Here is a 16073-nt window from a genome sequence, read left to right as displayed (position 1 = left end):
GCATCCCCCGGAGGAGCTAGTCGAGTCGGTGGGAGAGTTCATTTTCGTAGTAGAAAACGACAGCCTGCGTCCGGTCACGAAGGTCGAGCTTGGTGAGAATCCGCCCGACGTGGGTCTTCACTGTCTCCTCCGCCAGCACGAGATCGGACGCGATCTCTCGATTCGACAGACCCGTGGCCAGAGCGTCCAACACGTCGAGCTCTCGGGGAGTCAACGCCGACACTGCGGCGGTGTTCGGGCGACCGCGCCGACGCCGGGCGAACTCCGAGATGAGCCGGGTTGTGACAGTCGGTGCCAGCATCGATTCCCCGGACGCGACTGTGCGGACGCCCCGGACGAAATCCGCTGCGGTGGATTGCTTGAGCAGAAACCCGCTTGCACCGACACTGAGCGCTTCGTACACGTAATCGTCGAGGTCGAACGTCGTGAGCATCAGCACGCGGATCGAGTTCGTCCTCTCGCCCAGTGATGCGAGGATCTGCTCGGTCGCCCGGATTCCATCGAGCACTGGCATTCGGATGTCCATCACGACAACGTCGGGCCGCAGGCTGACAGCAAGATCGACGGCCTCCGCACCGTTCGCGGCCTCACCGACCACGACGATGTCAGGTTCGGCCCTGAGTACGGCTGCGATTCCGTCGCGCACCAATTCCTGGTCGTCCGCCAGCAGAACCCTGATGGTCATCGGCGGCGCTCCACTGCGCTCGGATCATCGCCAATGTTACTGCGTGGTGGGATGTTTCGTCCGCGAACTGGGAAGATTACAGACACCTCGAATCGTCCGTTCTTCGTCATCCCGGCAGTCATGCTTCCGCCGAATGCGGCTGCCCGCTCGGAGATACCGACAAGTCCGTGTCCTCGGCCTCTCGAATCGGCGGACACCTGTTCGGTTTCGTTGCCGACAGTCACCCGAAGCTCGTCGTTCGTGCGGGTCACGCGTATCTCAACCTTCGTGCCGGGTGCGTGACGTGCTGCATTGGCGAGCGATTCCTGGAGGATGCGGTAGACGGTAGTGGACAGCGCTTCCGGCAGCGTGTCGAGCTCCCCGTCCGTATACAACGTGACGTGGGCTCCGGCCGCGCTCCATTGGCTCACAAGGGCGCCGATGTCGGACAGGTTCGGTGCCGGTGAGTGTTCAGTTGCCTCGTCCGGGTCACGAAGGACCTCGATAACCTGGCGCATCTCGGTCAGTGCGGTTGCCGATGCGCGATGTATGTCGTCGAACGTCGCAATCGCCTCGGGTGGGAGGTCGGGGCTCTTGAACCGTGCGGCCTGTGCCTGCACCGCGATCATCGACATGTGGTGCGCCACTACATCGTGCAGTTCCCGTGCGATCCGCGCCCGCTCTTCGATCACCGCCTGACGCCGCTCCTGTCCCATGCGGAGCTGCTGTTCGTCCGCCAGGGCGGTTTCCGCCGACGACAGTCGCATCATGACCACTCCCGCGACGGTGATCGCAGCCAACGTCGCGGCAATGATCAGCAAAGCGAACGGTGGCATCTTCACCGTCAAGACAGTCGGGACCACGACCGCCAGGAAGGACACGAGGGCGACCGCGGCTCCCACGTTCGGCGGATGCACTCGGGCCACTCGATACAGGGCGAGCCCCGCCGCAATGCAACTTGCCGCCGGCCATGGGAAAACCTCTTCCTGAACCAGCCCTGACAGCGTTCCGGCGAACATCCCGAGTGCGATCAACTGCCAGGTCAGCAGAGGTGCCACCCGGATCAGAAGGAGGGGAAGTGTCTGAACAGCGCCGAGGACGTAACTGGCGGCGACCGAGTTGACCATACTCGTCAGTTGACCTATCGCAGTACCGAACAGCACGGCGACAAGCACCGCTCCAGCTGCAAGCGCCATGAATCTCGGCCGACTACCAGGCTCGTCGGTCCGCCCTCTCATTGTGGGCAACGTCGGGCGCAGGGCCGTTTTGATTCCGGCTGTCAGTTCGGCAATCACCGACACGACCCTACTTTGAGAAGATCCGCTTCAAATCGAAGATTGCGCGGCCGCCCACGATGCAGTCGTGGGCGCGCGGCGAAGCTGATCGCAGACAGCTTCTAGATCGACTGTGGACGGTGACACAGGTTGAACGACCTACGGCGAGCCGGACATAGCCCTTGTCGTTGCCCTCAGCCACGTTCGGGTGACATACTCGAATGGTCAGGAGCGACGCCGTGGTGGTGCTACGGGGTTTCCGGCGAATCTTCCACTATTTCGGCTGTCCCTGCTTGGCAACCAGTCTGGCAGTGCCACGTGCACTCCTGGTCGCCCGGCTCGGCCCGGCTCTCAAACGAGAAGGCGGCACCATCATGACCAGCTACAGCGTAATGAAGGCATCACACGACCGGGCAGCGGTAATCGCGACGTGGCCGGGCTTCGACTCAGAAGAACATTCCATCAAGATCACCACCGTCGCCAGCGCCTCGTACGCTCACAGCCTTGCTTTTTACCTCACTCAACTATCGGAATCCGCATGGGACGCAGCTATGTGGCTCGACACCTACCCAGAGATAGCCACGGCCATATCGAAATTGATCGTGCAGCTCCGAACATCCAATAGAATTGGGCCACAAACAGTTTCGACCGACGGCCTGCGCCATGGAGAAACGTGGACGTCCTCGGCACTGGCAGAGCAGCTCGTCGACGACTACTTCATCTCCCTACTCGACGACCTGACCACCACACAACGACTCTCTGTTGCCGATGAACTCGAAACCGACGCTGACGAACGACGCGACCTACTCGACCACACTCGCGACGAATACGAAACCGACAGCAGAGTCAATCAAGCCGGCCTGGTCACCCGCGTTCAAGAATTCGGCTCCATAGGACCTCTACCCGAAGGCGCATCCGGCTACCTACGCACCTGCTACAGCGAAGGACTCGATTTCGGAGACCGATTGAGGGCCGCGAAACAAATCCGACGGATGGAACAACTCGTCGCTGCATGCAACCATCACGGCGGACGCGCACGGGCACATACCGATCCCTGCGAGGCACACTGCGTTGTCGCTGTGCACCCCGGGAAAATCAGCGACGGCGACACACCGTGCTACATCACTCCCGTTCGCTTCGGACCGCACACACATTCCCCGGGCAGACCCAACCCGTACGGCAAGCTGCGCATACGTCGCGGCCACGAGTGGATCGCCGAGGTCGACCCAGATGACACTGCAGGTTTTGTCACCGCCCTTGGTGACTGGGCTGGAACCTTCGCGTCGTAGTGCCTGAGGCCCAAAATCGGCTCTGCGGCCAACTGCCCGAGGGCGGTAAGGGAAGGAGACCTCGTCGACGCCCGCAATCACCTCGCACACGGCGATGAACCCCGCATTTGCAAACGGTCAGAGAACGAATGGTTCGCACTCTACGAATCCACCCTCACGTTGTTGGCATTGGTGGCGATGACGAAGCCGGCGTATTCGAGGCGGTGCAACTTCGTGCACTTCGACGCGGTGCTCTACGACGAGCAGGTGTCGATCGCAGAGAACGCGCGTTGAACCGTCCGTTGGGCAAGGCCCGGCCAGGCTGCCGATCGTGCTGGGGCGGGCTCTAGGGGTGCTGTGTAGCTGTCTGGTGCGCGAGTGCCACGGTGCTTACGGCCTAGCTTCCAGGGCGGCTGGGGTCGTTGTGCGGCCTTGCCCCTGCTGCGCCAGTCTGCCTGTTCGTGGTCAGTTCGGAAGTTCGCAGTCGATGGTTGCACTGCACACCAACCCGGCCAGGCGCGAGGGTGCCTGCAGGCGGCACAGGTGGGCTCACCTCCTTAGGGTGATTGGGTGAAAGCAATGCGTGGAGATCGCCCCTGGAGCCGCATCGCAGGCCTGGTGTGCGGTGCACTCGCCGTCATTTTCGGCACCTTTTCCCTCCACCGGACGGGGTGGACCGTAGATCGGGTCTTCCAGGAGTTCTGGGTAGCCACAGCTCTCATAGGCCTTGTATTGGGCTGTGCCGCGATCGGGTGCCCCATCAGCGATTTCTGGCGTGCCCGTCCACGCAAAAGAGACTGGGCGTGGTCCATGGCCGTAGCGCTCGGCCTGGTCGCCGTCCTTGCTCTGACGAGTACCCACACCAACGTGGATCTGGGCTCGCTGCCGGCATGGGTCTCGGCAGGTGGTGCTCTGTTCACCGCCGCAGGCGTCGTACTCGCCCTCCGGTCGTACCAATCGACGCGGCATTCGGACCTGGAGGACCAGGCGAACCAGGTCCGACTACTGCACATGCTCCCGTGGCCCGACGGCCTCGACGCGAACCGAAAGCAACAGTGGCGCACAGAATTCACCAATCGCAGCAAGGACCCGCTGTACGAGATCGAAATTCACGGCTTCCGCGCCCAGGTCGAAGACGACGCTGACGCGGTGAATATGCGGGCGTTCGCAGAGACAGCCCTGTCGGAGGACACACCGATCAGATCGGGTGGTTGGCGGAGGCAGGCCGTGCTCGAGGCGGGTGAAACGTTCAATATCCGGTGGGAATCAGACGATCCCGCCGAGCAGAACCCGGCTCCCGCATTCGTTAGCATCTGGTACTCGGTAATGGACGCCAACGGCCGCTACTGGAACGTCGTCGACAACAACGAACCCGAGAAAGTGCCCCGCCCGTCCCGTCGCCTCGGATGACACGAGCAAAGGCTCACACCCCCAGCCGCGGAAGCACACTCGACGGTGTCAGCCCTCTGCTTCTCCCCCTGGGCGGCTCAGACACCATCCGAGGTAACCGGAAGAACGTCGAACTCAGCGTCGCGGATCACCGATAGATCGAACGCGTCCGAGCCGTCGACCGGTGCAACGAGAATCGTCTGACCCTCATCTGGGGCTGTGATGATCCGCCCCCACTTCTCAGGCTCGTAGCGGACGAGCCCGAAGCGATAATTCCCGAGGTGACGGCCTCGGGCGGTGACGACACGAGCCGGGTCGATAAGCATGTTCGTAGCCATAATCGCACCGTACCCGAACACGGAAAGCCATAGTGCACAACACCATCAAGCATCAAAGACCTGCCGAACAATGGCAAGTTGCTGGTCGCGTTGTGTTCGCGATGACCCGAGGCTTCTACCGTCGAAATCCCCGCCGAGGGTCACGTGGCTCGTGTCCGTCCATGGCCGTGAACCACGTATCGCATGGAAAGACACGTAGACCGTGTGCCGCTGTCGCCGGGTGATAGAACACCTCGACATCGCGGTCGCCCATCAGAACGTCTGTGACGGCGTCCCAGTCGACGTCCCGCGGATGGGACGCCAGTACGGCAACATCGTCGCCGTACACCTCATCGGCCAGCGCTGCGGCGGCTTGGGCGATGACGATCATGAGCGCGAGCTGTTCGGCGATCGTGTGAGGCCGGGGTAGCCGACCGGCGTCGAGGTCCTGAGCCAAGTCGTCGAAAGATCGGGCCATCTGACGTCGCCACAGAGCGGACTCGGCGAATGTGCATTCGGGAAGTCGGTTCAACAAATACCACCACCGCACCGTGTCGACCGGATCATCACCGCGCTCCTCGACGTCGTCGTACGCCATGTCGGCGCACACCCACGCGTGGATCCGTAACAACTCCCGCTGCCGATCAGTCAGTGAGAACCGCGGCACAAATCGGCGAATGTGCATTCGGGAAGTCGGTTCAACAAATACCACCACCGCACCGTGTCGACCGGATCATCACCGCGCTCCTCGACGTCGTCGTACGCCATGTCGGCGCACACCCACGCGTGGATCCGTAACAACTTCCGCTGCCGATCAGTCAGTGAGAACCGCGGCACAAACTCGATGACATCGCCCATGGTCGTCCATGCTGCCCGCCCCAGAACTGATCTGCGCACGGATCGACCACATCCGCACGTCGACCCGTGCATGCAGGAATACGCGCACGTCTGCATGCAGATCGGATACCACGTACCAGCCAGGGTCACTCGGCAGTGAGCTACCAGGACAGCCGGAAGCTCCTCAGATCATTCGATTCGATGGTGTCACCGTCCCACGCGAATCGATCGTCGGGCAGTTCAGCGTGTTCGGTCAGTTTCTCGAGGTGGAGCGCCTTGCTGTGATCGCGGCTGCTTAGGCTCGCGATGAGGCCGGTTCCATCGTCGATGACGATTGTCGTGGTGAGTCCAGTGGGCGATGTCAGCTCGGTCGACCATGCCGGACGGTCAGCGTGGTCGATCGCCGTCGGGCCCTGGGTGACGTGCTGAGGTGGTGTGCGCCGAGTCAGGAGTGAACGCGGGCCGAAGAGATCTCGCGGGGTGAACAGTGCGCCGAGGCGGATCAGGCTGGTGGTGCGTTGGTGGACCATCTGTCCATCGATGCGGGCGACGGGGACCGTATCAGTGGAGCTCGACGATGAGTAGACGATCTCGCCATTGCGTTCGACCCACCAGCGGTCACCCCGGCCGTAGCGGAACTCGAAACGGTCGTCGACGAAGCCTGTGTCGGTCACACCGACAACGTGCAGCGAGCCTGACATGTTGAGGTCGGTCGCCGCGGCATTGCGCGCTGTGAGTTGTTGCCACGTCGGGACATTCACCGTCTCGAATTTACACTTGACCTCGTTCGCTTCGACCTCCCCGAGCAGGGGCGCATCTTCCAGCCGGCGGCACGCTTCTCCCGGGCAGGCGATCGAGTCCGCACACAACCGCCGGAGTCGTTGATCGCAGGCAGCCTCTAAATCAACCTTGGACAATAGACACAAGATGAACGACCGTCATAAGAGCTGAAGGTACCCCTTGCCGTTCCCGATCGGAATTTTGAAACTTAGGCAGCAAATCTTGTGCATACTCGGTCACTGACCGGATCATGAGCGGCGATGACAAGCAGCCGATGGCATGTTCGTACCACTGCCGCAGAACTTTCCAAGTCCCGATCTTCACCTACCGCAGACGGCGTCACCTACACAGATGACTGGACCGACTGGCTCAAAGAGACTCGTCAGACTCCAGGGACTCCGTTCTTGCTCTCGCCCGCCTTCGACTACGACACCGATCTGAACGATTTCTTCCGCACCACTGCGATGGCCACCATGGCCAGGATGACACAGATCGGATACGCCCGCGACCTCGCGAGCTTCCTGACTTTCGTCAACCATGTTGACCGCGAACGTCATTGGCGTGACATCGAAGACAGTGACCACCTTTCGTATCTGCATTGGCGACGACATGATCCCGATGGCCCGCGCGTGTCCGGCAACACGTGGAACCGTGAAGTGGCGGCGGTAAACAGGTTCTACCGGTGGGCTCACACCGCCGGACACGTGCGAGTCAATCCGATCCCACAGACCTGGCGACGGCCTGCCCCTGCACATACCGGGTATGCGGTCTCGCGGCGATCCGACGAGCTGCGCCCTGCCACCTACAGTCACGACGGCGGCCGGGACCGCATCCAGTGGCTTCCCCTTGCCGACTATCGCAGGTGGCGCGAGGTCGGTGTCCGCGGGTTCGACGCCGCCGGGATGCCGCGAGAAGGTTTCCGTGGCCGGTGGTCGGGGCGTAACGCTACCTATTGCGACGTGATGGTCCGAACGGGCCTTCGGATCTCGGAACAATCTGCACTCACCGTGCTGGAGCTTCCACACATCGATACCAATCGCAGTGGTTATCAGCGGTTTTGGCTTCCCGGGTCAATCGCGAAAGGCCGCTCCGCACGGTGGGTCTACGTTCCGGCTTCCCTCGTTCGTGATCTGGCTACTTACAGTGCCTTCGACCGAGCCGACGTCATCGCTGCAGCCCGAGAGAAACAACGGTACGAGCGCATGCGGCACCCTCTGGTGGTGGAAGATCCGGAACACGCGATCGCCACGCACGTCACCGGTGCCGCGCTGAAGCGGACCGTGAAAGTCTCGGAGCTGAATTGGGCGGAGCGCCAGCAGTTGCTGATTGCGCGCCCCGGCGGTCTCGAACCCGCCGCGTTCTGGCTCGGCGAGCACGGCATGCCGCTGTCAGTGGCTGCGTGGAAGAAGATGTTCGCCGAGGCCAACACCCGCTGCCAGCGAGCCGGTGTGCCGCTGTCGGCGCATGCTCACATGCTCCGGCACACGTTTGCCGTCATCACCCTCGAACAGCTCCAACGCGGTCACATCGCTGCCCTTGGCGAGCTGAACCCGGACCAGCGCGGGCACTACACCCGCATCTTCGGTGACCCGCTGGACTGGGTACGCCGCCGACTCGGACATCGATCCGTGGTGACCACACAGATCTATCTCCACGCGCTCGCCGAACTCGAGATGGAGACGAGAATGGCGCTTGTGCCGGATGATTGGGAAATCCCCACACCGGATCCGGCCAGTGCCGGCGACGCAGCGACTCTCCCGGCGGCCGGTGTTGTGCTGTGACCGAATCGCGAACTCACCCCGGGACACATGCCCCGCTCCCTACGCCCGGAATCTATCGCCCGCCATCAGGACCATCCTCGGTACCGTCTCTGGTCGTCGACTTCCACGGCGACGACGGACGCACCGGCACCTTCGACGTCGAGGTCCTGGCCATGCCGAACTGGCATGCTCCGGTGGCAGAAGCCTTGGCATTACGCATAGGTCCCGCCGGTGACAGACGGACCCACAGTTCGGCTACTACCGTGTTCTCGTTCGTCGCACGGCTACTGCGCTTTCTCGAGAGCCTCGACAACAGCCCCGCCTCACCGGCTGACCTGACCGTGACCCACGTCGAGATGTTCCTCAACAGGATCGACACACCGCGAACCGTCGCCACCCGCACAGGCGAGCTCAGCGAACTCCGCCTGCTTCTTCGGCTTCCTCCCCTAGCGAGCCATCTCGATATCGAGGTCCTCGACCACATCAGCACCCCATCAGGCAAAGGCACCCTCGTTTCTCTGACCGGGTACTCCGACGGCGAATTCACGCGTCTAGTCGATGCCGCCCGCACCGACGTGGGGGCCATTCGCGCGCGCACAACAGCAGGAAACGAGCACCTCGAGGCTATAGACGGGATGGACGTCAAACCGACAACCCAAGCCGAGCAATTGATTTGGGACATGGCAGCTACCGGAGTCGTCCCGGTGCCCGGCGGACCGATCGTCCGCCACCGTCATCAACGCACAGCCTGGGCGGGTCAACTGTTCGTCACGCGTGCCGACCTGGCGCCACTGCTGACCCTGTTCGTTGCAGTCACCGGCCGCAACGTCGAAGCCCTCAAAGAACTGCCCGCCGAGCACCGGATCGTCGGAGACCGAGCCATCGAGGTCCAGTTGAGTAAACGCCGCAACGGACCGAACCGATGGCACGACACCGTGACCTGGGAAATCGGACCCCCGCACCGAGAACTGCACACGCCCGGCGGGCTGTACCTGCTGCTGCACCGCCTCATGGAGCGTGGGCGGGCACTCAGCGATCCGACCGCACTCTGGTCATCATGGCGAAACACCAACCACGATCGCGGAACCGTCGCCGAACACCACAACCCGTTCGCTCAAACCCTTACCGGCCGCGCCGATTTGTCGAAGTGGAGCAGGCTCCAAGGACTACACACGGACGCCGACGCCTTCGGACACACCACACCACTGGGGCTGGATATGCGTCGAGTACGCACCAGTGTCGAGGTCCGTCGCACTCGCTCGGTCGGTGGACATCTGCCCTCGGCTGCCCGCTCGAACAGCGTCGAAGTGCTGTTCAGTCACTACCTTCGCGGCGATCCCACCGCGAAGGAGTGGGCGAGAGAGACGATGTCCGAGGCCCTCCGTGATGCGGAAGCAGCGGCCCTCTCCGCACATTCCCACGTCTTGGCCGAACACGGCGTCACAGAACTCGAGGTGCGCGCCGGCACCGACGTCGATGAACCGGCTGCAGGCGAGGAGGGTGCCTGGACAGCATGCGCCGACTCCTCCGCTCACCCTGTTACCGGCCGTGCCTGTCGACGAGTGTCATTCCTGGACTGCTTCCACTGCGGCAACTGCGTCGTCACCACCGCTCATCTACCGGCCATCACCACCTTGACCGCGACCATAGCCAGGCGACGCACCGAGCTCGACGAACCCACCTGGTGGACGCGCTACGGACCGACTTGGACCGCGATCCACCACGACATCTACCCCAAATTCACTGCTACGCAGATCGCCACAGCAGCCGCCGAGGCACCTGAGTGTCTCCTCGAACTTGCCGAAGATCCTTGGGAGCATCCATGAACACCCCGTCTACTCGCACCGACCTCGAACTTGGCCCATCGATCGACGGCCGCTACGTCCTGACCGGTTTATGGCTTCGCCCTGGCTACTCACTGACCGATACCTCACAATTCCGCGACGATGCCTGGCGGCTGGAAGCTGCAGTGACACAAGCACATGTTCGATCAGTGGTCGTCAACTTCGACACCCTCGCCGCCCCCTATCGATTGCCGGCCAAGGAGCTGTGCCTGGCGATGCTCTCCGGTCCACTACCTGCAGGCGAGCGGCGTCAATCCGTCGTCGGGATCGGCAGCACATTTGTCGAAGTGCGCAAGTTCTTGCACTGGCTCACAGATCGCGCACCGGAGTCCGGTCGACCGTCCGTTCCGACGTTAGGTTCGTTGACCGCGGCCGACGTCCTCGACTACCACCGCCATTTGATGACTCTGTCCGTCGGATTCGGATCGCGCGAGAACTCCAGACGGGCGGTGTGCATGCTCTGGCGGTACCGCACTTGCCTCACCGACACCTTGTCCTTCGACGCACGCCGCATCGACGGCTGGACCATGCATAAACCCGGTACCACCGAGAACGCGACCGGCCGCATCCCCGAACTCGTTCTCGGCCCGCTGATCACCTGGGCGATCCGTTTCGTCGACGACTTCTCCGGCGACATCCTTGCCGCCGCTGCGCATCGAGATGATTACCGTTCACGGCGCACCAACGGACGGTACGGGCGTAACAGCGGTGCCGCCGAAGCGCTCGAACACTATCTCTCACGACACAAGGCCGAAAACGACCCGCTCCCCGGTTATCAAGGCCGCCCCAACATGCAACAGATCGCCGCCGAAATCGGCACCGGGAGAAACGGACTCGACACCAACCCTGCGATCCGCGGCAAAGTCCTTGCCTGCGCTGCGCGAGTCGGAGTCACCGACTACACCTGGATGCCTATCGCCATCGAGGGGCGACTCCACGGTCGCCCATGGATCGACGGAATCGCGCGCCAGCATCCCACAAAGTCGTACCTGCATCTGCAGCGAATGTTGCACATCGCCTGCTACATCGTCATCGCGTTTCTTTCCGGGATGCGGGACGCCGAGATCAAACACCTACGCCGCGGTTGCCTGAGCACCGCGCGCGATACCGACGGCACCCCCTACCGATGGACGCTGACCGGCGTGGCGTTCAAAGGCGAAGCCGATCCTCACGGTGTCACCGCCGAGTGGACCGTCGGGGCTCCCGCTGCCAGGGCGATCTCGGTCCTCGAGAAGATGCACCCGCACGGCCGGGCTCTGCTGTTCTCGCACCCGCCCGGCTCGCAGAAGGTCCGCCCCCGAAACGACGCCACGGTCGGGGTCTTGACCACCAAAGCCACCTCCGGACAACTGAAAGACTTCGCGATCTGGATCAATTCTTACTGCACCGAACACGCTCTTACAGAGTCGATTCCGTTGGTCAACGGCCAACAGTGGGTTCTGAGTACACGGCAATTTCGCAGGACGCTGGCATGGTTCATCGCCCGTCGGCCGGGCGGGTCGATCGCCGGTGCCATCGCCTACCGTCACCTGAGCATCCAAATGTTCGAAGGCTATGCAGGCACCTCGGACTCAGGGTTCCGCGCCGAAGTCGAAGCCGAACAGGCTCTCGCTCGCGGCGAAGACTTGATGGCCATCGCCACCGATCACCTCCATGCACCCGTCACCGGTCCAGCCGCCGACCTAGCCCACTACCGTCTGGACACGTTCGCCGCCGCAGCCGCGTTCTCCGGGACCGTCATCACAGACAGCACCCGCATCAAGCGGCTGATGAAGCGATCCGATCCCGCGATCTACCCCGGAACATTTGCGCTCTGTGTCTTCGACCCCGACAAAGCGATGTGCCAACCCCGGCCCGACCAGGGCGGCAACGTGCTCCCACAACTCGGTCACTGCCAACCGCTCGAATGCAGCAATACTGCCCTCACTACAGCCAACCTCGATGCACTGCGGACCGAACACCACCACCTGGAGCAGGAATTGACCACCAGAGCCGACCTGCCACCGCTACTGGACCACCGATTGCGTGAGCGGCTGCGCCGCCTGGTCGACTTCCTCGACCGCTACAGCCACGCCGACCCATATATCGATCGCACCCACAAGGGGAAGAGATGACAAAGAAGCGCGACGAAGACACGATCGCCATCGACGCCGCGATCGAACACCTCCAGGATGCGTCCGGCCGGACACCGTCGGTGCTCGCACTCGCCCGACACATGGGGTTGGCGAACACCACATTTCGCCGACGCTATCCCCATACGGTCAATCGGCTCAAGCGTTCGACATCACCTGTGACCGACCATGTCGCCCCACACCGGTGCTCGGACGAAGTAACCCAGATTCGGCAGCGCAACCGCGACCTCACCACCGACCTGGAGCTGGCAGTTGCCAGCATCCAGCGATTGTCGATCGACAACCGTTCGCTTCTCCGCCGAGTCGAGGAGCTCTCGAACGTCACCCACCTCCGGACCACGGACTGAAGACGTAGATCGTCGGACGTTGCCCCATGGACCCAACGGATGCTCTTCGGGACAACAGGTCCACACCGCTACGAGTGCTCAGGCGGTGGGACGCGCCGGGATTACGAAGGCAGAGATCACTGCGGCCAGTGCAGCAGCGGCTGCGGCGAAGAGGAACGCGTGTTGGAACCCGGTGTCACCGCCACCCGCGACGAGGCTGAGTGCAGCGATGCTCGAGACGGTTGCCACGCCGATGGATGCACCGAACTCGTGGAAGGTGCTCAGCAGGCCGGATGCGATGCCGGCCTCCTCGGGGCCGATCTGCCCGAGCGCGGTGGCCGAGGCGACGACGAACAGCGCGCCGATACCGAATGCGCCGAAGCTGACGCCGATCGTGGTCGCCGCAGTGGTTGCCCACACCGCTGGCACAAGCAATCCCAACGCCGCGATGAGCATCCCGGCGGTGCCGAGGATCCTCGCGCCCCATCGTCCGATGAGGCGTCCGCCGAGGTTCGCTCCCGTCATCGTCGCCACCGCAATCGGTAGAAACAACAGTCCGGTCACGAGGGGACCATGCCCAGCGGACTGCTGAAAATAGAAGGTTCCCAAGAAGAACACTGCAACCATCAAAGCTGTGGCGATCAAAATCACGAACACTCCGGCACCGACTGGACGCCGGCCCAGCAGTCCTAGGTTCATCAGCGGGGAGGACGCAGTCTTCTGTCGCCAGCAGAACAACAGGTAGAGCGCTGCCGCGGCCCCGGCGGCGGTGAGGGTCTGCGGGTTGGTCCATCCGATTTCACCGGCGACGGTCAACGAGTAGATGGCCGAGCCGGTCGCAGCGGTGACCAGCGCTGCACCGAGAATGTCGAGCGCGGGACGCGGCCCGGGTGCCGGGGTAAGCGGCGGTAAAACCCGGAGGAGGCCGAAGATGACGATCAGGCCAACCGGGATGTTGATGTAGAACACCCACGGCCATCCTGGCCCGGCGGTGATCAGGCCACCGAGCAGGACACCGACCGCCGCGCCGCCGCCGCCCAATGCAGACCAGATGCCCAGGGCGCGGTTGCGTTCGTCGCCGGCGAACAGGCGCACCACCACCGACAACGCCGCCGGTGAGAGCATCGCCGCGCCAATGCCTTGGACAATGCGGCCGCCGAGCAGGAACTCGGCATTGGCAGCCAGTCCGGCCGCCAGGGAGCCGGCGGTGAAGACGGCCAGGCCGGCGAAGACGATTGGTTTGGACCCGAACAGGTCCGCGCTACGCCCGCCGAGGAGCATCAAGCCGCCGAAGGTCAGGGTGTACGCGGCGACGACCCACGTCACCGCCTCCCGCGATAGGGCCAGGTCCACGCCCATCTGCGGCAGCGCGATCGCGACCACTGTGACGTCGAGAATCAGCATGAACTGCGCTGTGCCCAGCAGGGCCAGTGCGAGCCATCGCTTCGGGTGAAGCCCTTCGCCCGCTTCCGGTGTCGTTTTCGACGTGGTCACCACGGCCCCCTAAGTTGTACATAGTTGTTTGAGTTGGACACTGGTACCGTAACTCATACAAACGTGTTCGGGAAGTGAGGGTTCATGGCGACCGATACGTCGCAGGTCGTCGGTAAACGAGCCGACGCGGTACGCAACGTCGAGCGGATTCTCGATGCCGCGATCGTCTGCCTGTCTCGGCGGCAGAACGCAACGATGGGCGATATCGCACGGGAAGCCGGTCTCGGGCGGGTGACGCTCTACGGTCACTTTGCCTCTCGCCCAGCGCTCATCGATGCCGTGGTGGCGCGTGTGATCGATCGCGGTGAGCAGACGTTGGCTGCGGTCGATCTGGGTGGGGATCCCCGAGAAGCGTTGTCCCGGCTCATTCACAGCAGCTGGGAGCTGGTGGACCGGTCACGATCGGTCATTGCCGCCGCCGAGGAAGAACTTCCCCCAGCGCGTATCCGCGAGCTTCACGACGGCCCCGCGAGCCGGGTCGAATCGTTGATCGAACGCGGACGCAGTGCAGGACTGTTTTCACGTGACATGCCCACCTCGTGGCAAGTCGCCGTGCTCCATCAGGTCCTTCACGGTGCCGGAGCCGAGATAGCAGCAGGGCGACTGGATTCGATGGACGCACCCGATCTGATCGTGAGGACCGTCCTTGCTCTACTCGACACCCATTGAGGCTTGGGCGCACCACCTTCCGCTCGGTTGGTCGCACACCTTCGGTTCGGTCGGCGTAGATCGGTGAACCGTCGCCCTCGTTCACGCAAGACCTTGCCGTTACCGGTGGCGTTGTCGACGGCGGCGGGCGTCCTGGTTGTGTCGTTGTGGGCGAGCGGCGCGCCCTCGATGGTCTATCCGCTCTTAGCGGATCGGTGGCGCGTGGGTGAGGTCGTCACGACCGCGTTGTTCGCTACCTATCCGGTAGCGCTGGTTCTCGCTCTCGTTGCGTGTGGGTCTCTCTCGGACTCGATCGGGCGACGCCGCGTACTGCTTGCCGGTGTCGGCATGGTCGCCGTCGGCACTGCGCTGTTTGTGGTCACGAGCGGTCTCGTCCCGATCTTCGTCGGCCGCACTCTTCAAGGAATCGGGGTCGGGCTGGCGATGAGTGCGGCCAGCGCCGCACTCGTCGAGTTCGCACCGCGCCGCACCGCGGCACTGTCCACTTCCGTCAATACTGCGGCGACGGCCAGCGGTACCGCACTCGCGCTCGTTGTCGGCGGTGCGCTCGTGCAGTACTCCGCGTCGCCCACCACGCTTCCGTTTGCCATCTTGCTCGGCGTGACGATTGCTCTGCTGCCGCTGGTGTGGTTCCTCCCCGAGGAGGCCACGCGCAGCAATGTTCGATGGCGGCCCAGTCGGGCGCGAGTACCCGCGAGGAATCGAATGCAGTTCGCCATCGGTGTTGCTTCCCTCACCGTGGCCTTCATGATGGGCGCGGTGTTCATCGGGCTCGGTGCGCAGATCGTGAGGGATCTCGTCGGTACCGTCGACGCTTTCGTCGCCGCGTGTGCACTTGCGTGTTGGGCTGTTTCCATCGTTCCCGCGTCCGTCATCGCCCGGCGCGGTTCACCGACAACTGCATCTTCGGCCGGTTCGGTGCTTTCCGCCGCCGGGTCTGTCACCCTCGTCGCCGCATCGCACGTGGACTCGCTCACCGTCTTCCTGCTCGCTGCGGTTATCAGCGGGGCGGGCTACGGCCTGATGTTCTACGGCGGACTCGGAATGGTCGTCGCAGCCCCCGAGGCCGAGACGCGGGCGACGACACTGTCGTTGATGTACTTGGTGGCGTACCTGTCACAGGGTCTTACTGCGGTTGGGATCGGTGCGCTCGCAACCTTCTGGGGGCTCGACAGGGCGATCGTGGTGGCGATGCCGACGCTCGCAACACTCAGTGTCGCGAGCGGGGTGTTGGTTCACTGGTTCGCACGACCGAGAGCTGACGTCCGACTGGCCAGCTGAACGATGCACCGACGCTACCCCTGGGGGGTATGCCCTGT

The 16073-nt window shown here is 63.3% G+C and carries 14 protein-coding genes; 8 read left to right on the top strand and 6 right to left on the bottom strand.

Annotation, left to right across the window (positions count from 1 at the left end):
* Positions 1 to 16: 16 nt before the first annotated feature.
* Both CH251_RS26010 and CH251_RS26005 read right to left on the bottom strand, forming a co-directional pair.
* Positions 17 to 685, bottom strand: a complete 669-nt coding sequence (locus tag CH251_RS26010; RefSeq protein ID WP_015586188.1) for a response regulator transcription factor — start codon at positions 683 to 685, stop codon at positions 17 to 19.
* Entirely contained in the window at positions 682 to 1860 is a 1179-nt protein-coding gene (locus CH251_RS26005) for a sensor histidine kinase (RefSeq protein ID WP_139278552.1), read from the bottom strand. The genes CH251_RS26010 and CH251_RS26005 overlap by 4 nt, the downstream gene beginning before the upstream one ends.
* A 389-nt stretch (positions 1861 to 2249) precedes the next feature.
* On the opposite strand from CH251_RS26005, the gene CH251_RS26000 reads away from it, so the two are divergent.
* Entirely contained in the window at positions 2250 to 3227 is a 978-nt protein-coding gene (locus CH251_RS26000) for a hypothetical protein (RefSeq protein WP_032407140.1), read from the top strand.
* A gap of 549 nt (positions 3228 to 3776) precedes the next feature.
* Positions 3777 to 4616 (top strand): hypothetical protein, encoded by an 840-nt coding sequence (locus CH251_RS25995; protein ID WP_141215047.1) that lies wholly within the window; start codon positions 3777 to 3779, stop codon positions 4614 to 4616.
* Positions 4617 to 4693: 77 nt separating this feature from the next.
* Here the strand turns inward: CH251_RS25995 and CH251_RS25990 are convergent, their stop codons facing one another.
* From CH251_RS25990 to CH251_RS25975, 3 genes are all read right to left on the bottom strand, one after another.
* Positions 4694 to 4954, bottom strand: a complete 261-nt coding sequence (locus CH251_RS25990; RefSeq protein ID WP_032375870.1) for a hypothetical protein — start codon at positions 4952 to 4954, stop codon at positions 4694 to 4696.
* Between the two features lie 94 nt (positions 4955 to 5048).
* Positions 5049 to 5510: a hypothetical protein gene (locus tag CH251_RS25985; RefSeq protein ID WP_094717151.1), complete on the bottom strand. Its 462-nt coding sequence runs from the start codon at positions 5508 to 5510 to the stop codon at positions 5049 to 5051.
* A 400-nt stretch (positions 5511 to 5910) separates the two neighbouring features.
* Complete coding sequence (locus tag CH251_RS25975; RefSeq protein WP_139278554.1) at positions 5911 to 6666, bottom strand: hypothetical protein; 756 nt, start codon at positions 6664 to 6666, stop codon at positions 5911 to 5913.
* Between the two features lie 123 nt (positions 6667 to 6789).
* On the opposite strand from CH251_RS25975, the gene CH251_RS25970 reads away from it, so the two are divergent.
* Genes CH251_RS25970 through CH251_RS25955 form a run of 4 tightly spaced genes read left to right on the top strand, consistent with a single transcriptional unit; the run spans position 6790 to position 12612 of the window.
* On the top strand, positions 6790 to 8310 hold the full coding sequence (locus CH251_RS25970) for a site-specific integrase (RefSeq protein ID WP_072692250.1): 1521 nt from the start codon (positions 6790 to 6792) through the stop codon (positions 8308 to 8310).
* Positions 8307 to 10115: a hypothetical protein gene (locus CH251_RS25965; protein WP_072692251.1), complete on the top strand. Its 1809-nt coding sequence runs from the start codon at positions 8307 to 8309 to the stop codon at positions 10113 to 10115. Before CH251_RS25970 ends, CH251_RS25965 begins: the two co-directional genes overlap by 4 nt.
* A complete protein-coding gene (locus CH251_RS25960) occupies positions 10112 to 12247 on the top strand; it encodes a hypothetical protein (RefSeq protein WP_032407143.1) in 2136 nt (711 codons plus the stop codon). Before CH251_RS25965 ends, CH251_RS25960 begins: the two co-directional genes overlap by 4 nt.
* Positions 12244 to 12612, top strand: a complete 369-nt coding sequence (locus CH251_RS25955; protein ID WP_032407144.1) for a hypothetical protein — start codon at positions 12244 to 12246, stop codon at positions 12610 to 12612. The genes CH251_RS25960 and CH251_RS25955 overlap by 4 nt, the downstream gene beginning before the upstream one ends.
* Before the next feature lie 78 nt (positions 12613 to 12690).
* Here CH251_RS25955 and CH251_RS25950 read toward each other — a convergent pair whose 3' ends face one another.
* Entirely contained in the window at positions 12691 to 14085 is a 1395-nt protein-coding gene (locus tag CH251_RS25950; RefSeq protein ID WP_032407152.1) for an MFS transporter, read from the bottom strand.
* A gap of 84 nt (positions 14086 to 14169) precedes the next feature.
* Here CH251_RS25950 and CH251_RS25945 point away from each other — a divergent pair, with 84 nt between their 5' ends.
* A complete protein-coding gene (locus CH251_RS25945) occupies positions 14170 to 14754 on the top strand; it encodes a TetR/AcrR family transcriptional regulator (protein WP_032407145.1) in 585 nt (194 codons plus the stop codon).
* Positions 14755 to 14817: 63 nt separating this feature from the next.
* Complete coding sequence (locus CH251_RS25940; RefSeq protein WP_139278555.1) at positions 14818 to 16035, top strand: MFS transporter; 1218 nt, start codon at positions 14818 to 14820, stop codon at positions 16033 to 16035.
* Positions 16036 to 16073 lie beyond the last annotated feature (38 nt).

Origin of the sequence: Rhodococcus sp. 06-462-5 (assembly GCF_002258315.1) — a bacterium.
In the GTDB taxonomy this organism is placed as follows: domain Bacteria; phylum Actinomycetota; class Actinomycetes; order Mycobacteriales; family Mycobacteriaceae; genus Rhodococcoides.
Note: the sequence above shows the minus strand (reverse complement) of the source record. Positions and strands in the feature narration are given on the sequence as shown.